The sequence below is a fragment of the Peptoniphilus sp. HMSC075B08 genome (assembly GCF_001815405.1).
Lineage (GTDB): Bacteria > Bacillota > Clostridia > Tissierellales > Peptoniphilaceae > Peptoniphilus_A > Peptoniphilus_A harei.
This window is the reverse complement of the sequence record NZ_KV820437.1, coordinates 37,996-54,364: the sequence shown is the minus strand read 5'-3', so window position 1 is coordinate 54,364 and position 16,369 is coordinate 37,996. Positions and strand designations below refer to the sequence as shown.

The 16,369-nt window shown below is 39.2% G+C and carries 15 protein-coding genes; 4 read left to right on the top strand and 11 right to left on the bottom strand.

What is annotated here, in order from left to right; genetic code table 11:
- Positions 1-152: 152 nt before the first annotated feature.
- From HMPREF3023_RS02365 to HMPREF3023_RS02355, 3 genes are read right to left on the bottom strand one after another with little or no spacing between them, the layout of a single operon-like run.
- Positions 153-1,406, bottom strand: a complete 1,254-nt coding sequence (locus tag HMPREF3023_RS02365; protein WP_070700253.1) for an ABC transporter permease — start codon at positions 1,404-1,406, stop codon at positions 153-155.
- Positions 1,406-2,089: an ABC transporter ATP-binding protein gene (locus HMPREF3023_RS02360; protein WP_070700252.1), complete on the bottom strand. Its 684-nt coding sequence runs from the start codon at positions 2,087-2,089 to the stop codon at positions 1,406-1,408. Before HMPREF3023_RS02360 ends, HMPREF3023_RS02365 begins: the two co-directional genes overlap by 1 nt.
- Entirely contained in the window at positions 2,086-4,209 is a 2,124-nt protein-coding gene (locus tag HMPREF3023_RS02355; protein ID WP_083315493.1) for an efflux RND transporter periplasmic adaptor subunit, read from the bottom strand. The genes HMPREF3023_RS02360 and HMPREF3023_RS02355 overlap by 4 nt, the downstream gene beginning before the upstream one ends.
- Positions 4,210-4,382: 173 nt before the next feature.
- Here HMPREF3023_RS02355 and HMPREF3023_RS02350 point away from each other — a divergent pair, with 173 nt between their 5' ends.
- Complete coding sequence (locus tag HMPREF3023_RS02350) at positions 4,383-5,684, top strand: Na+/H+ antiporter NhaC family protein (RefSeq protein ID WP_070700251.1); 1,302 nt, start codon at positions 4,383-4,385, stop codon at positions 5,682-5,684.
- Between the two features lie 49 nt (positions 5,685-5,733).
- Here the strand turns inward: HMPREF3023_RS02350 and HMPREF3023_RS02345 are convergent, their stop codons facing one another.
- From HMPREF3023_RS02345 to HMPREF3023_RS02330, 4 genes are read right to left on the bottom strand one after another with little or no spacing between them, the layout of a single operon-like run.
- Entirely contained in the window at positions 5,734-6,378 is a 645-nt protein-coding gene (locus HMPREF3023_RS02345) for an ABC transporter permease (RefSeq protein WP_070700250.1), read from the bottom strand.
- On the bottom strand, positions 6,371-7,348 hold the full coding sequence (locus HMPREF3023_RS02340; protein WP_070700249.1) for an osmoprotectant ABC transporter substrate-binding protein: 978 nt from the start codon (positions 7,346-7,348) through the stop codon (positions 6,371-6,373). Before HMPREF3023_RS02340 ends, HMPREF3023_RS02345 begins: the two co-directional genes overlap by 8 nt.
- Positions 7,348-7,983: an ABC transporter permease gene (locus tag HMPREF3023_RS02335; RefSeq protein WP_070700248.1), complete on the bottom strand. Its 636-nt coding sequence runs from the start codon at positions 7,981-7,983 to the stop codon at positions 7,348-7,350. The genes HMPREF3023_RS02340 and HMPREF3023_RS02335 overlap by 1 nt, the downstream gene beginning before the upstream one ends.
- Complete coding sequence (locus HMPREF3023_RS02330) at positions 7,976-9,196, bottom strand: ABC transporter ATP-binding protein (RefSeq protein WP_070700247.1); 1,221 nt, start codon at positions 9,194-9,196, stop codon at positions 7,976-7,978. Before HMPREF3023_RS02330 ends, HMPREF3023_RS02335 begins: the two co-directional genes overlap by 8 nt.
- 195 nt (positions 9,197-9,391) lie before the next feature.
- Between HMPREF3023_RS02330 and HMPREF3023_RS02325 the strand changes: the two genes are divergently transcribed.
- A complete protein-coding gene (locus tag HMPREF3023_RS02325; protein WP_070700246.1) occupies positions 9,392-9,763 on the top strand; it encodes an encapsulin-associated ferritin-like protein in 372 nt (123 codons plus the stop codon).
- A 58-nt stretch (positions 9,764-9,821) separates the two neighbouring features.
- Here HMPREF3023_RS02325 and HMPREF3023_RS02320 read toward each other — a convergent pair whose 3' ends face one another.
- Genes HMPREF3023_RS02320 through HMPREF3023_RS02305 form a run of 4 tightly spaced genes read right to left on the bottom strand, consistent with a single transcriptional unit; the run spans position 9,822 to position 13,841 of the window.
- Positions 9,822-11,030, bottom strand: coding sequence for an AI-2E family transporter (locus tag HMPREF3023_RS02320; protein ID WP_070700245.1), 1,209 nt, complete (start codon positions 11,028-11,030; stop codon positions 9,822-9,824).
- A gap of 20 nt (positions 11,031-11,050) precedes the next feature.
- The gene (locus tag HMPREF3023_RS02315; protein ID WP_070700244.1) at positions 11,051-11,494 is read right to left on the bottom strand and encodes a hypothetical protein; all 444 of its coding nucleotides are present in this window, start codon (positions 11,492-11,494) and stop codon (positions 11,051-11,053) included.
- Positions 11,495-11,496: 2 nt separating this feature from the next.
- Positions 11,497-12,363: a radical SAM protein gene (locus tag HMPREF3023_RS02310; protein ID WP_070700243.1), complete on the bottom strand. Its 867-nt coding sequence runs from the start codon at positions 12,361-12,363 to the stop codon at positions 11,497-11,499.
- Positions 12,364-12,386: 23 nt separating this feature from the next.
- Complete coding sequence (locus HMPREF3023_RS02305; RefSeq protein WP_070700242.1) at positions 12,387-13,841, bottom strand: nicotinate phosphoribosyltransferase; 1,455 nt, start codon at positions 13,839-13,841, stop codon at positions 12,387-12,389.
- A 273-nt stretch (positions 13,842-14,114) separates the two neighbouring features.
- On the opposite strand from HMPREF3023_RS02305, the gene HMPREF3023_RS02300 reads away from it, so the two are divergent.
- Both HMPREF3023_RS02300 and HMPREF3023_RS02295 read left to right on the top strand, forming a co-directional pair.
- Entirely contained in the window at positions 14,115-14,933 is an 819-nt protein-coding gene (locus HMPREF3023_RS02300) for a tRNA lysidine(34) synthetase (RefSeq protein WP_070700241.1), read from the top strand.
- Positions 14,934-15,059: 126 nt separating this feature from the next.
- Positions 15,060-16,271: an FprA family A-type flavoprotein gene (locus tag HMPREF3023_RS02295; RefSeq protein ID WP_070700240.1), complete on the top strand. Its 1,212-nt coding sequence runs from the start codon at positions 15,060-15,062 to the stop codon at positions 16,269-16,271.
- Positions 16,272-16,369 lie beyond the last annotated feature (98 nt).

Sequence of the window (16,369 nt, the reverse complement as noted above, 5' to 3'; positions counted from 1 at the left end):
CTGCAAATCGAAGTTCGCTTCGGTCTTTCTTCTATTAAAAGTTGCAGCTGACCTAACAGCAAAGAAAAGCACTGCCTCTCGACAGTGCTTTTCTTCTATTATATAGTCTATTTAATTGTTTATAAGTTTATAAGTTTCTAATATCTTACGTCTTATTCATACCTCAAGGCTTCGATTGGGTCTAGCTTGGCTGCCTTGTTGGCTGGGTAGTAGCCGAAGAAGACTCCTATTAGCATGGAGAATCCCACTGCCACCACTATGGAGATAAGGGATGGAAGGCTTGGTGCTTTTAGGAGCTTGGATCCAACCATACCTATTACAGACCCTAGAAGGATGCCAAAAATTCCCCCGATGATACAAATTATTACGGACTCGATGATGAATTGCTTCCTTATGTCGCCCCTTGTTGCTCCCAGGGCCTTTCTTATTCCAATTTCCTTGGTCCTCTCTGTCACAGACACGAGGAGGATATTCATTACGCCGATTCCTCCAACTAAGAGAGAGATAGCTGCTATGGCTCCTATGGCAACTTGAATGGACCCCATGGCGGAGTTCATTTGTGATATTTCGCTCTCGGCTGAGTAGTGGGCAACTTCTGCTCGTGGGTTGTCCTTGTAGAATTTGGCATTTAAGTCATCAACTAGAGCCTTGGCATCTTCTTCTATAGTGTCGGGTTTTTTTAAAGTCATGGCGATGTCGTAGTAGGATGTCCTTGGTTCTGTCAAAAGTTCTCTGTCCCCTGTTGTCCTTGGGATGTAAACGGATGAGCTGGCCCCATTAAGTGATTGGCCCATGACCTTCATCTCTTCGTACTCATAGACTCCAATTATTGTGGCAACTAGGAGTTTACCATTGACGTCAATTTTTACTTCTTGGCCCAAGGCTTCTGGTGCTGGGACCTTGTAGATTTCTTCAAGGACCTTGTCTGATATTACTGCAACAGACTTGCCCCTTGCCACGTCTTGGTCATTTAAAAACCTTCCGGCAATCATCTTGAGTTTGAAAAGATTTTTTTCGCCCTCTGATGTGGAAACTATGGATACTGGCTCCTTGTCTCTCCCTTCCTTGACATAGCCTTGGCCGCTGGCTCCATGGTAGACTAAGTCTTCAATGGTCCTGCCCTTTTGTGCTTCTAAATAGTTTATTATGTTTTCTGAGAAGTAGTCGGAGTCGGTGAGTTCTCCCCCATCGTAGTCGGCATTTTTTGGCTTTACATAAATTTGGACTGCTGTGTTGGCTATGGAGTCAAAGGCCTTGTTGACTGACTTGGTGAGGGCATCTCCTATGGTTGTGATGCCGATTACTGACCCGATTCCAATTATTATCCCTAGCATGGTTAAAAAGGACCTGAGCTTGTTGGACCTAAGTCCCTCAAGGGAGAGTTTTATTGTTTCTAGTATGTCCATTAAATCTCCTCCAAAAGTCCATCTGTCATCTTGTAGATCCTGCCAGCTTCCTTGGCCAGTTCCATGTTGTGGGTGATGATAATTATGGTCCTCTTGTCTTCTTTGTTGAGTTTGTGGAAGAGGTCCATAACATTTCTGCCAGTCTTGGAGTCCAGGGCTCCCGTTGGCTCGTCTGCCAAAATGATATCTGGGTTGTTGGCCATGGACCTAGCTATGGCAACTCTCTGTTTTTGTCCTCCTGATAACTCATTGGGAAGGTGGTCCATCCTGTCCTTCATCTCCACTATTTCCAGCAGTCTTTCTGCCCTCTCTGCCCTTTCCTTTTTTCCCACTCCTGCATAGGTCATGGGAAGTTCTACGTTTTTTTGGGCATTGGACCTGGGGATTAGGTTGAAGTTCTGGAATACGAAGCCAATTTTTTTGGACCTGTAGGCTGAGAGCTCACTGTCCTTTAGGGTGGATATGTCTGTCCCGTTGAGTTCGTAATAGCCTGAGGTCTGCCTGTCAAGGAGTCCAATAATGTTCATTAGGGTTGACTTACCTGATCCCGACTGGCCCACAACTGATACGAAGTCGCCATCGTTTACTTCAAAGTCTATGCCGTGGAGGATTTCCAATTCATTTTCTTTTCCTATATTAAAGGACTTTTTTATGCCCTCCATTTTTATAAGCTTGCCTGTCATTTTATAATAACTCCTCCGGCTTCTGCAGTGCTGGCGTCTACACTTTTTTCATCTCCATCACTTTCTTTGGAGTTTGGGTCCTTCATAAGGGTTAGCTTGCTTCCCTCTCCATAACCTCCTGATGTGGCAAGGACCTTGTCGCCTTCCTTTAGGTCTTTGGACTTGATGGCAGTTTCTGCGTCATTTTCAAGTCCCCTTATGACTTCTACTTTTTCAACTTGGTAGTCATCCTTGCCAATGTTCTTTAGACCAAGGACATAGGACTTGCCATCTCTCTCGAAGATTGCGTCACTTGGCACCTTGAAGGTGTCTCTTTCTTGGCTGAGGATATATTTAACTCTTAGGGTCATGCCTGGAGCAAGCTTTTCTTCTTGTCCTTCATCTATTTCTATTACAGTTTTGTAGAGGACTTCGCCAGACTTGTTGTCTTCAGAAACTGGCATTGGTGCTGGGTCAATGGAGATGACCTTGCCCTTGAAGACTTCGCCCACAAGGGAATCTGATGTGATCTCAACTTCTGTTCCCACACTTATGGAGTTCTTGTCGTATTCTTTGACTTGGGATTCTATCCTAAGCTTGTCTATAGTTTCGATCTTGGCAAGATATCCTGTTGGGACTTGGCCTTCCTTGGCTGGGACTTCTGTCACAGTTCCGTCTGCTGGTGCCTTGATCATGACCTTGTCTAGTTCCTGACTTAGATTTTCGATTTCCACATTATCAAGATTGTTTGCTCCAGCCTTGGCTGTGTTTAGGTTGTCTCTTAGGCCAGAAATTTCGTTGGCAACTTGTTGTTTTGTTGATTCTAGATTTTTCTTGGCATTATCATAGTTGTTCTTAGCAGTTTCAAGGTTCTTCTCTAGAGTTTTTAACTCGTCGTCACGAGATTTTCTTGCCTTTAGGGCCTTGTCTGCATCGGCATAGAGGTCTTCTTTTGCCTTTCTCACTTCAAGTTCTGTTGATTCAACTTGTTTTACTTGTCCTTCCACTTCTTTTTCAAGAGCTTCGGCTTGGGAATCGTATTTTTGCTCGTCAGCCTTAGCAGTGGCAAGGTCTTCGGATATTTTTCCTATCAGTATTTCTGTTTCGGCTTGTTCTCTTGTCAGGCTTTTGATTTTGTTTTTCAAGTCGTCAATTTCTCTTTGAAGCTTAGCAGTATCAATTTTTTCTCCACCTGTGGTATTCTCAACAATTTTTTCCTCAAGTGTTCCTGTGTTCATGCCTTGGTTGTTTACTGAAGGCTTGTTGTTATTATTATAATTTCCTTTTACATTTGGATTTTCTCCACCTACAAGCTGTCCTTGTTTTTCCGTTATTTTACCTTGGCTTTCAGATATTTCAATCCCAATTTCTGTCAGTCTTCTCTTGGCATTGTCGAGATCTGACTGCAAGTAGTCCTTGGACCTGGAAGAGTCTCTTGCAAGAGACCTATTTTCTGCAATTTTGTCCCTATTATTATTTAGGTCTTCAACAAGTTGCTTGTATCTCAGGTCAGTTGCTTCTTCTTGGTGGGCAAGATTTTGCCTGGAGTCCTTCTCTGCAACTATTCCTTGGTTGTATCTCTCGTCGATACTTCTCTTGAAGTCATTGTAGGACTTCTCTGCAGAAAGGTATTGGTCCATAGCTTGAGTTAGGGAAGTTTCTGCAGCAACAAGGGCTGGGTTCTTGCCATTCTTTTGGCCAGTAACTGCTTCAGAAAGTCTCTTCTTGGCAGCAGAAATTTGTGCCGACACATTTTTGTCTGTGGCTTCCTTTTGGGCCTTCCTTGACTTTAGTTGTTGCTCTATGCTTGAGGAATCAAGCTTGGCTATGACGTCGCCCTTCTTGACCTTGTCGCCAACCTTTACATTGACTTCTGTCACTGGAAGGGACTTTTCAGCAAATACTTCCACTGAGTTTGATGGAACAACCTTTCCCTTTTCGCTGACGGAGTTTGTCACGCTCCCCTTCTTTAGGGTCACAACTTGGTTTTCAGAAATTGTTTCTCCCTTTCCTCCACCAAGGCCAGCAAATTTTGGTATAAGTATTAGGGCCAGGATGAGGGCCAGTCCTCCTCCTGCTAGGATTTTATTTCTTCTATTTTTAAGTATGGTGTCTTTCGCTTTTGTATAAAATTTTTTCATATCTACCTCCATGCTTAATTATATATTAAGTTTTTCAAGAATTACAATAGTAAAGACCTGCAAAAGTCTTTCAAATTTATTAAGATTTGCCTAAATTTCCTTGAAAGATGTCTTGGCTTAATTATAAAATAAAAAGTATAAAGCTAGAGTAAAGAAAGTCAGGGAGGTGGAAAATGCTAGAAATTTTAATTTTAATTTTATTTATGGTGAATCTCTTCATAGCAATAATTTTTGATATATCAATTGTCCTTGCCCTCTTTTTGAATTTGATTCTCCTAATAATTTACGCCTTTATAAAAGACTACAAATTAAAAGAAATTTTTCACATGGTCTATGAGGGACTCTTGGACACAAAGACCATCCTCTTTGTCTTTATGTTAATTGGAATGATAACAGGTATTTGGCGATTATCGGGGACTATTGCCTACATAATTTATAAAGGGACTGGGCTTATTGCCCCAAAATTTTTCTATGTGGGAGTTTTTATTTTTAACTCTGCCATTTCAGTCTTAACTGGGACAAGTCTTGGAACTGCTTCCACTTCTGGCATAATTTCCATGTCAATTTCTACCGCCATGAACTTCAATCCCTATATCACTGGTGGGGCAATTTTGTCTGGCTGCTATTTTGGCGACAGGTCATCTCCAATGTCAACATCAGCCCTATTGGTTGCAACTCTTACCAAGACTGACCTCTATGTTAACTTGAAAAATATGTTTAGGACCTGTGTCATTCCCCTAGTTTTGACCCTAATCACTTTTCAAATTTTTAATTTTGGAATTGATGCCGAGATAAATTCTCAAAGTTTGAGGTCCATTGCCAGCATTTTTAATTTTAATTTCTTCTTAGTGGTCCCAACTCTTTCCATAATCATCTTGGCTATATTTAAAGTGGACATTAGGATCAACATGGTAATTTCCATTATAATTTCTATTTTCTTTGCAATAATCTTTCAAGATGCTAGCCTTGGAGAAATTTTTAAGGCCTTGATTTTTGGTTTTCACATTGACTCTGATGTGGGACCACTAGTAAATGGTGGCGGCCTTCTATCTATGAGAAAGATGCTACTTATTGTAGGGATTTCATCTGGCTACTTTGGTTTTTTCAAGCACACAGACCTCTTAGTAGTTGTGAAAAAATATGTAAACATCTTGTTTGAAAAGCTACCCGACATGGTGGTCATGTCCTTTATTTCATTTATAATCGCAGGTTTTTCTGCTAACCAAACCTTGACCACTATGATCACCTACGAAATGGCAAGGGAAAATTATAAGGACTCCTACAAGTTAGCCCTTGATCTTGAGAACTCTGCAATTATGACTCCACTTTACATTCCCTGGAACATAACGGGCAGGACCCCTCTTGAAATGGTCGGAGGACCCATTGGGGCAATTTTATTTTCCTTCTACCACCACTACATTGTACTGGTGAATACGCTGGCATCTAGCGTGGAATTTTATAGGAGTAAAAAATAAATTAAGACATGAAAAAACTCAGGCTTATAAAACCTGAGTTTTTTTTATTCTATATCTTTGTAAAAGTTCTTGGTTTAAGTTTATTTTCTATGGCTCCAAGGGCGAAGTCTGCCAAGACTGCCATTAGGGCTGTTGGGATTGCTCCTGCTATTATTATAGGGCTTCCGTTGGCAACTGTGATCCCCCTTGTGATTATATCTCCAAGGCCACCTGCTCCAATGAAGGTTCCCACTGCCGTAACTCCTATGGCAAGAACAAGGGCATTTCTTATGCCACCCATTATTATGGATATGGCAAGGGGAAGTTCTACTTTTTTCATTATTTGAAATTTCGTCATCCCCATTCCCTTGGCTGCATCAACAAGTTCTGGTGTCACTGAATTTATTCCTCCAACTGTGTTTTTTAATATTGGAAGGATTGCATATAAGAATACTGCAAAGACCACTGTGTTTGGTCCCGTTCCTATTAAAAACATGAGGATGGCAAGCATAGCAAGGGATGGTATTGTCTGCATTACATTGGCAATACTTATTGTCAGTCTTGATAGTTTTCCCTTCCTTGCAACTGCAAATCCAAGTGGTATTGCCACTATTGATGCAAAGAGAACTCCGTAAATGGAAATTAGAAAGTGTCTAATAAATTGTTCAAAGACATAGGACGCGTTCTCCATATAGTAAATCATTACATCAGACATTTTTTCCTCCTTCCACTGCTTCCTTGTATTCCTTTATCTTTTCTGGATCAACTTTTACATCTTCAAAGTAATTATGCTTTTTCAAGAAGTTTTCTGCAACTAGTGCTGGCATCTCTAAATCTTCGTCTGCCTGACGGTTTAATTCTTGCATATCTTCTGATGAGATTTGACCCACAAGCTTCATCATTATTGTTTCAAGCTCTGGATATTTTTCTACAATAGCCTTTGATAGGACTGGCGAGCAGTCATAAGGTGGGAAAAGTCTCTTGTCATCTTCTAGAACAACTAAGTCATAGGATGAAATCTTTCCATCTGTGGAATATCCAAGGACGAGGTCCATCTCTCCACTGGCAAGAGCCGTATAAACTAGTCCAATGTCCATGGGATAAACTGTCTTAAAGTCAAAGCCGTAGATTTCTTTGAAGGCCTTGTATCCGTCTCCCTCTCTTTTTATCCAAGCTGTGTCAACTCCAACTTCGAGATTGTCTTTTAACTTCTCAAGGTCAGAAACTTTTTTAAGATTATTTTCTTCTGCAAATTTTTTTGTAACCATAAAAGCATAGGTGTTGTCAAAACCAAAGGATGGGTACCAATATCTCTCCCACCTCTTGTAGTATTCATCCATAACAACTCTCTCTGCTTCTTTTGGATCTTTAATAGGGTCCATGCCAAGTTCCCCACTTAGGGCTGTACCTGTGTACATGGCACCAACTATGTTTACATCTCCCTTTAACATGGCTATGTGGTTTAAGACAGATGATGACAAGTTGGTAATCAGCGAAACGTCTATGTCGCTGTGGTGTTCTATCATTTGCTTAACAATTTCTCCCAGGATCTGTCTTTCTGTATTGGATCCTGTTGCCACAACTACGCTAGTCTTGGTGTTGCCACCAATCCCTGGTAGGGTGCAGGATGTCAAAAAGATTGGAAGTATAAGAAATATTAAAAGAAATTTTTTAATTTTTTTCATTATGCCACCTCACTTTTCTTGTTGGGCGATAGTTTTTCTTCTAAAATTCCAAAGAAGAAATCCACTATTATGGCCATAAGGGTAACTGGGATTGTGCCCCAAACTACCATTGGCATTATTGCGTTAGTAAGTCCGTTGAAGATAAAGTCCCCAAGTCCACCTGCTCCTACATAGGCTGCAAGAGTTGTCCAAGCAAGGACATAAACTCCTGAAAGTCTTATACCACCCATAATAACTGGCATGGCCATAGGAATTTGGACCTTGAAAAGTATTTGGGACCTTGTCATTCCCATGCCCTTGGCTGCGTCAATTAGGTTTTCATTTACTCCTGCTATTCCAAGATAAGTGTTCCTCATAATTGGAAGCAAGGAGTAGATAAATAATGAAACTATGGCTGGTTTCTTTCCAACTCCAAAAAGTGGAATCATAAGTGCCAAGAGGGCAAAGGATGGAACTGTTTGAAGAACTGATGCTATTGCCATGACGATTTTGGCCGCTTGCTTGGACCTATTTAGTAAAATTCCAATGGGTACTGCCACTAATATTCCAAGTGCTAGTGAAATTGCCGCAATCATAAGGTGTTCCAGGGACTTTGATAAAATTTCTCCACTGTTTGCTAGTAAAAAATCAATCATTTTTATCACCTATTTTCTTAGGTGACTCACCTGATGCATCCTTCATAAGTTCGGACAAGTTGTCCTCTTCGTAAATTTCCTCAACTTCTTCCTCTTCTTCATTTTCCCAGAGGTTGGTGTAGATTGTATCAACTACTGATGCCCTGGTAACAAGGCCCACTAGCTTGTTCTCGTCATCAACTACTGGAAGGTTCTTTATGTCAAGATTATAGATGTCACGAATGGCATTCATTATAACTGTATCTTCTTCTATGGCATAGACCTTGTCCATGACTTCGTCAAGTGGTTTTATGTGCTTACCAAATTTTCCTATGTCAAACATACCCACTGCTCCAAGTAGGTGACCTTCTTCGTCTGTAACGAAAATCGTGTCGACCCTCTTGTTCCTCATAAGGGCAAGGGCATCGTAAGTTGACCTGTCACTTGTTAGGGAAACTGGATTCTTAAGCATTATTGTCTCAACAGTCCTATAAGAAGTCTTGGCCTCGTTCATCTTTTCTTGGCCCAACATTTCTTCTACGTATTTTGATTTTGGGTTCTTAAGTATATTTTCTGGAGTGTCAAATTGTTCAACGTGACCCTTCTTCATGATGACTATCCTGTCTGCAAGTGAAAGGGCTTCGTCCATGTCGTGGGATACAAAGACTATTGTCTTTCCCATTTCTCTTTGAAGTCTTTTCACAAGTTTTTGTAGAGCATCTCTTGTTATTGGGTCAAGGGCACCGAAGGGTTCGTCCATTAGGATTATGTCTTGGTCTGCTGCCAAGGCCCTTATTACACCAATTCTCTGTTGTTGTCCACCAGATAATTCTGATGGATATTTTTCTAAGTAAGAAAGTGGCAGGTCAACTTTTTCTATTAAGTTCTCTGCAATTGGTCTTAGTTTTTCTTCGTCCCACTTAAGAAGTCTAGGGACCAAAACTATGTTGTCATAAACTGTCATGTGGGGCAAGAGTCCAATTTGTTGGATTACATATCCAATTTGTCTCCTGAGGTCAACAGGATCCATGTCCTTGATGCTGACTCCGTTAATGAGGATCTCGCCTGATGTGATTTCATTCATCCTGTTGATCATCCTCATACAGGTAGTCTTGCCCGATCCACTGGCTCCAATAAAACATATAAATTCGCCATCCTTGAATTTTAAATTTATATTTTCAGCTGCAACCTGATTACCGGGATAGATCTTACTGACGTTCTTAAATTCAATCATTAACAATCTCTCCTTTAATCAATTTTCTCAGTATCTTTGAAAATTATTTCAATTCTCTTTCTCTTCATAATTTTTTCAACTATATCTATTATACCCAAAACAAGGAAGTTTGAAAAATCCATTCCTTTGTTAAAGCGTTAGTGTTATAATTAATTTAGAAGTAAATTAACATTTTTTATTGTAAAGGAGCTTATTATGGCTAACGATTATCACGAACCCGCTAGTGAAATGACGAAGAAGCAAAGGGAAATTGTAAGAGCAATTAACTCCCTAAAAGAAGAAATCGAAGCAGTTGACTGGTACTACCAAAGAGTTGCAGTTACTGACGACAAGGAACTAAAGGAAATCATGTGGCACAATGCCGAAGAAGAAATTGAACACGCAATGATGACACTTGAATGGCTTCGCCGCAACCAAGAAGGTTGGGACGAACAAATGAGAACTTACTTATTCTGCGAAGGCAACATAATGGAAGCAGAAGAAAATGCCAAGGAAGATGATGATGACGAAAAAGATGATAAAAAATCTTCTAAGTCAAAGAAAACTACAAAGAAGAAATCTAAATAAGATATAATTTTTTGCATAAAGAAAGACTTCTCACTGTGAAATGAGAAGTCTTTTTTGTTTATGTTTTTTTCATTCTTAAGTCTAAGTTCTTTTCATTGATCTTGTACTCTGTGTACTCTTTTATAAGGGCATAGATTGTTGATGCAAGTGGTATGAAGCCGCACATACCAACTACACCAAAGAGAGAACCACCTATTGTGATTGCCACAAGAGTCCAAAGTGACGGAAGTCCAACTTCGTTTCCCACAAGTTTTGGATAAACTAGGTTTGACTCAACTTGTTGCAAGATTACAACCAAGGCTATAAAGATGAGGCCCTTTGTTGGGTCTTCGATTACAATCATGACAAAGGCCATGGCACCACCAAGGAAGGGACCAATAATTGGAATAAGGTCTGTGACACCAACTATTACACCAATTGTGGCTGCATTTGGCATCCTCAATACTAGGCAGCAAATAAAAGTTGCTATACCTATAAAGGTTGAAACTGTAAGCTGTCCCCTGATGAAACCAAAGAAGTTTTCATGTAAAAGGTGGGCAACGTGTAAGATTTTGTTTGCGACCTTGTTGTTAAAACATGAGTAGCAAATTCTTGTTGCTTGATATCCCAGTCTTTCCTTGTCTGCAAGGATGTAAATTGATGTAATAAGAGCAAGGAAGAAGGAAACCAAACCGCCTAAGATACTTGATGCAGTAGAAAGTGCAGAATTTAGTATGTGGGATGAATTTTCATCTGACTTCACAAAGCCCTTGACCCTATCAAAGATTTCATTCCAAGATAGGTTGTCGTATTCTGCTTGGAGCTTATCAGAGTAACTGCTAAGGTAAGGTATCTCTCTTGTCTTATCAATTGCCATTTGCAAGAAACTTGGAAGGGACTTCCTAAGTTCGTTAAAGGAGTTAATAAGTTGTGGGACAATTATTGCCGTAATGATAAAGAAAACAAGGATTATCACTATAAAGGATAGGGCAATGGATATTGTCCTCTTGTGCTTTTGAAATTTTTCATTTTTTATTTTGTCAAAAACTTTTCTCTCTAAAAAGTTTAGGGGTATTTTCATTATAAAGGCAATGACTCCACCTAAAATGAAGGGAGCGCAAATGCCAAGTAAAACTCCAAGGCCTGAAAATATTGTCCTGGAGTTTACGAATAAGTATGCCACAAATAATAGGGCAAGCCCTGTCAAAAATATTTTTTTGTAGACATCTGTCTTAAAGGTCAATTTTGACGGGATATTTTTTTCTTTTAATTCTTTTTTTTCTTCCATTTTTTCCTCTTTTCTTGAGACTAGAGTCCAAAGTAGTCTTCAAAAAATTTTTTCTCTATGTTTTTTGTTCTATTTAAGTAAATCTCTAGGTAGTCATAAAAGAGAGAGCCCCTATCTATCTTGGGGTTTTCTCTCTTTGTTCTTTGAAGATAATGAACCCTGTGAGGGGCAGGAAGTCTTGAGGACCTTCCCTTCTTTTCATGAACTTCATGACCTTCTGGATTTAACTCAATAATAATTTCGAAATTCTTGTCACTAGGTCCTTTCTTCTTCTTGTAGTCAATGTCAAGTTTCTCCTTTTTATTAGGATCCCTCTCAAGTGGGATTAGGTACCTAACAGGATTTAGGGCAAGGGAGGTCTCTTCAGTCTTTTCTTCAAAGGAAATGACTCCAGAGTCCAGGTCTTTTTTTAAATTTTTTAGTCTTTGTCCTTCATCCATGCTTTCAAAATTCTTGTCCTTCAATTTTAAAATCCTCTCAATACATCAGGTCTAAAAGACTTTTTCTTTAAAGTTTTTTCTATTGCACTTATTAGGCCTTCCCTATCTTCATTTAAAGTTCCTGCAAGTAGGACATAGTTGGAAGCGTGATTGGACCTAAATACTGTGCCTTCAGAGTCAACGTGCTCCAAGAATATCTTCATCTCTTCAAGGATTTGACCTACATCTGGCATCTTGAACTTGCCATTTACATAGTCTTCATAAAGAGGTGTGTTCTTGTAGATCCTCATTGTAAGATAACCCAAGAAGTCTGGCTTAGTTTCTGAAATTAGCTTGGCAGTTCCAATGGCATTTCTCTCTATGCCCTCAACTCCGCCAAGGCCTGCAATGATTGTGATAGAAGTCGTAAATCCAGCTTCCTTTGCCTTCTTCATGGCAGTCACATATTCTTCATAAGTTACGCCCTTATTAATTTCTTTTAGGAGTTCTTCGTCTCCTGTTTCGAAACCAATGTAGAGCATCTCAAGTCCTTCAGCCCTAAGTTCTTTTAATTCTTCTAGGGACTTCCTATTTATATCTTGGGCAGTTGCATAGGAAGAAACCCTCTTTACATTGGGATAATATTTTTTTATTGTCCTTAGGATTTCAAGAAGGTCTTCTGTCTTTAATACTAGGGCATCCCCATCTGCCAAGAAGATCCTTTCAAAGTAATCTCCATAGGAGCTCATTTCTATTAGGTCCTTCTTTATGTCTTCAAGGGATCTTATCCTAAAATCATCTTCCTTGTACATGTAGCAAAAAGTACAGTCGTTGTGAGAGCAACCCACTGTAGCTTGAACTATTAATGACCTAGCCTCACTTGGTGGTCTAAAAACATTTCCGTAATACTGCATATAACTTCCCTCTCTTTTTTATTTTAATTCTTTCCGTGCTTCTTTAATAAGTTGTCCTTTAGTTGCCAAAGTTCTTCTGACAAGTCAACAATATATTCATTTGGATTGTCAAGTCTCTTTGTTTCTTCCCAAAGGGTATCAAGTTCGTCTTTTGCCCTTTGTCTTATTTCATCAAGACTTGGCATCTTGTAAACAAGTTCTCCCTTGTCATAAATTTGGACAAGAACCTTCTTCGCTGTGTAGTCAGTAAGAGTCTTTCTCTTCCAAGTGTAAATTGGGTGGAAGACTTCGTAATTGTCCTTAGGGATTTCTTCATCTCTTAGGGCAATGACATCACCCATGGCCTTGCCTGTTTCATTTTCATAGAACCTGTAAAGTTCCTTAAAGCCTGGTGTAGTAATTTTTGTCACGTTTTCAGAAATTTTAATCTTTGGAGTTATTTTTCCATTTTCATCTTCAGTGGCAACAAGTTTATAAACTCCACCAAAAACTGGTGATGACTTTGATGTGATTAGTCTTTCGCCAACTCCAAAGGAATCAAGCTTTGCTCCTTGGTGGAGGATTGTCCTAATTGTGTACTCGTCTAGGGAGTTGGATGCCATAATCTGAACATCTTCATAGCCTGCATCATCAAGCATCTTTCTCGCCTTGTTGGAAATATAAGTGATATCTCCTGAGTCTATCCTTATTCCCTTAGGTCTAAATCCACGAGGGACAACTTCTTCGTCAAAGACCTTGATGGCATTAGGGACACCTTCCTTTAGGGTGTCGTAAGTGTCAACAAGAAGTAGGCAGTTGTCTGGATAGACTCTTGCAAAGGCCCTAAAGGCTTCTAGTTCTGTGTCAAACATTTGAACCCAAGAGTGGGCCATTGTTCCAAGAGCTGGCACCCCAAACATCTTGTCTGTCAAGGTGTTGGCTGTTCCTGCACAGCCACCAATGTAGGCTGCCCTTGCTCCAAGATTGGCTGCAGAATATCCTTGGGCCCTTCTGGATCCAAATTCAACAACTGGTCTGCCCTTGGCTTGCTTAACAATTCTTGATGCCTTAGTTGCAATCATGGATTGGTGGTTAATTGTAAGTAGAACCATAGTTTCAAGCATTTGCGCTTGAATTGCTGGACCTCTTACTGTTAATAGTGGTTCGCCAGGGAAGGCAAGTGTTCCCTCTGGCATTGCCCAAACGTCACATTTAAATTCAAAATCTCTTAAGTAAGTTAAAAATTCTTCGTCAAAAATTCCTTTTTCTCTTAAAAAGTCTATATCTTCATCAGAGAAGTGAAGATTTTCCATATACTCGATAAGCTGTTCAAGGCCTGCAACAATTGTGTACTCTCCATTGTCAGGCACCTCTCTAAAGAACATGTCGAAGATAACAGTCTTATCCCTTAGTCCTTCCTTAAAAAATCCATTTGCCATTGTCAGCTCATAGAAATCCACAAGCAGAGTGTAATTTTTCTTTACATTATAATTTACCATTTTATACTTCCTTTTCTTTCAACTAGCCTAGCTAGTTCCCCTTAGTTAATTACATAAATTATATCACAAAGGCCTTTAATTTTATAATTTAATGAACTTTACCTATATATTCCCAAAAATATTTTTATAAAAGACTTCTTGTGTTATAATTTTTAAGCAAAATTTTTAATCGGGATTTTATTTTCATTAGGAAGGTCTTAAAGATTTAGACTTTCTTATCAATAAGTAAATAACTATGCTATAATAAAAACAGATTGGTAAAGGTGAAATTTTTTGGAAAAAGTTAAAAGTATTGTGGACATAGAGAGGTCCCTAATAAAAACTTATAGAAGAGATATTTATAAAAAATTCGTCAAGGGAATCAACAATTATGAAATGATTAGCCCTGGCGACAAGATTGCTGTTGCTATATCAGGAGGCAAGGACTCCCTAACTCTTGCCAAGCTCTTGCAGGAACTCAAAAAGCATAACAAGGTTCCCTTTGAATTAGAATTCATTGCTATGGACCCAGGCTACCTTCCTGAGAATAGGGAAAGGCTGGAGTACAACTGCGAAAAACTTGGGATACCCGTTAAGGTTCACGACTCTGACGTATTTTCTGTTGCAGAAAAATTGTCTGAAGGCGGATCAACTTGTTACATGTGTGCAAGAATGCGTCGTGGCAACTTATACAACAGGGCCCAAGAGCTTGGCTGCAACAAGCTTGCCCTAGGCCATCACTTTGACGATGTCATAGAGACAGTTCTTCTAAATATAATTTATGCTGGCGACTTCAAGACAATGATGCCAAAGTTAAAGTCTAAAAACTTTGAAGGTCTTGAGCTCATCAGGCCCATGTATCTTGTAAAGGAAGAAGCCATAATTAGGTTTATGAAGTCAACTGGCCTTACTGCTCTTGACTGTGCCTGCACAGTTACCCAAAAGAAGTCTGGCAACAAGAGATTTTTTATAAAAGACCTTATTGAAGAGCTCAAGAAAGAAAACAAAAATGTGGACATCAACCTCTTGCGTGCCACAGAAAATGTCAACATGGAACAAATTCTTGGCTACAAGGAGAAGGGCGAGAGACACAGCTTTTTAGAGTTTTACTAAAATTATATTAATCCTGAATTTTATTGGGATTATGGGGTAAGAAAGTTATTGTGATATTTACTATCTTAAATAATTGGAACAAAGACTTAATTAAGTCCTTGTTTTATGAAAATATAAGGAGGATATATGGAAAATTTATTATCAGTGCCTATTAAAGATGATATTTATTTCATAGGTACAAATGATAGGAAGACAGAACTATTTGAAGGAATGTGGCCACTACCAAAGGGTGTTGCTTACAACTCTTTTGTATTAAAGGGAGAAAAAAATATACTTTTCGACCTAGTAAGGGTTAACACAATTGACGATTACATTCAAAAGATCAATGAAATTATTGGAGAAAATGAAAAAATTGATTACATAGTAATCAATCACATGGAACCAGACCACACATCTTCAATTCAGTCAATCTTGGATATTTATCCAGATGCAAAACTTGTTACTAACAAGAAGGCTGTTGCAATGCTAAACAACTTCTACGAAGTTACTGACAACATCATAGAAGTTAAGGAAGGCGAAACTCTTGAACTTGGTAATAGAAAACTTACTTTCTACATGACTCCAATGGTTCACTGGCCAGAATCTATGGTTGCCTACGAAGAAGCAACTAAGACTTTATTCTCTCAAGACATCTTCGGTGGCTTTGGAACACTAGATGGTGGAATCTTTGACGACCAAATCGAATACGATTCACACTACCTAGAAGAAACTACAAGATACTTCATCAATATTGTTGGTAAGTACGCAACTCAAGCCCTAAGAGCTCTTAAGAAGCTAGAAGGTCTTGATATTGAACTAATTTGTCCAGACCACGGACCAATTTGGAGAGAAAACCCACAAAAGATTATAGACATCTACACTTCACTTGCTAAGCAAGAAACTATTGATGGTTGTGTGGTAATCTACGGATCAATGTATGGAAACACAGAAACAATGGCAGAAGCAGTTGCAAGAGGACTTGCTGAAGGTGGACTTAAAAACGTCAAGGTTCGTGACATCACAAAGACTTCAAACTCCTACCTACTTTCTGACATCTGGAGATACAAGGGAGTTATCTTGGGATCATGTTCTTATGACAACAACCTATTCCCACCAATGAACTACCTATTGACAGAAGTTTCTCACCAAAGAATGAAAAACAACTATTGGGGAATCTTCGGTTCCTACTCATGGTCAGGTGGAGCCCTAAAGACTCTAAAGAAATACATGGAAGAAGGCAAGTACGATGTGCTTGACACTCAACTTGAAATCCAAGGTGCAGCAACTGACGAAGAATTAAAACAACTAATTGACTTCGGTAAGGAAATGGCTGCAAAAATCTTAGCAAAAGAAGATTAATAAATTTAAATAAAAATAATCTCTACTTATGTCACAACTTATGTCACATAGGTGGAGATTTTTTATGTAGATTTTTATTTTATTGATTGCTTTTACTT

Bases quoted from the DNA above. Each gene is read 5' to 3' on its own strand.
- HMPREF3023_RS02365 (WP_070700253.1), bottom strand. From the start codon at position 1,406: ATGGACATACTAGAAACAATAAAACTCTCCCTTGAGGGACTTAGGTCC.
- HMPREF3023_RS02360 (WP_070700252.1), bottom strand. From the start codon at position 2,089: ATGACAGGCAAGCTTATAAAAATGGAGGGCATAAAAAAGTCCTTTAAT.
- HMPREF3023_RS02355 (WP_083315493.1), bottom strand. From the start codon at position 4,209: ATGAAAAAATTTTATACAAAAGCGAAAGACACCATACTTAAAAATAGA.
- HMPREF3023_RS02350 (WP_070700251.1), top strand. From the start codon at position 4,383: ATGCTAGAAATTTTAATTTTAATTTTATTTATGGTGAATCTCTTCATA.
- HMPREF3023_RS02345 (WP_070700250.1), bottom strand. From the start codon at position 6,378: ATGTCTGATGTAATGATTTACTATATGGAGAACGCGTCCTATGTCTTT.
- HMPREF3023_RS02340 (WP_070700249.1), bottom strand. From the start codon at position 7,348: ATGAAAAAAATTAAAAAATTTCTTTTAATATTTCTTATACTTCCAATC.
- HMPREF3023_RS02335 (WP_070700248.1), bottom strand. From the start codon at position 7,983: ATGATTGATTTTTTACTAGCAAACAGTGGAGAAATTTTATCAAAGTCC.
- HMPREF3023_RS02330 (WP_070700247.1), bottom strand. From the start codon at position 9,196: ATGATTGAATTTAAGAACGTCAGTAAGATCTATCCCGGTAATCAGGTT.
- HMPREF3023_RS02325 (WP_070700246.1), top strand. From the start codon at position 9,392: ATGGCTAACGATTATCACGAACCCGCTAGTGAAATGACGAAGAAGCAA.
- HMPREF3023_RS02320 (WP_070700245.1), bottom strand. From the start codon at position 11,030: ATGGAAGAAAAAAAAGAATTAAAAGAAAAAAATATCCCGTCAAAATTG.
- HMPREF3023_RS02310 (WP_070700243.1), bottom strand. From the start codon at position 12,363: ATGCAGTATTACGGAAATGTTTTTAGACCACCAAGTGAGGCTAGGTCA.
- HMPREF3023_RS02305 (WP_070700242.1), bottom strand. From the start codon at position 13,841: ATGGTAAATTATAATGTAAAGAAAAATTACACTCTGCTTGTGGATTTC.
- HMPREF3023_RS02295 (WP_070700240.1), top strand. From the start codon at position 15,060: ATGGAAAATTTATTATCAGTGCCTATTAAAGATGATATTTATTTCATA.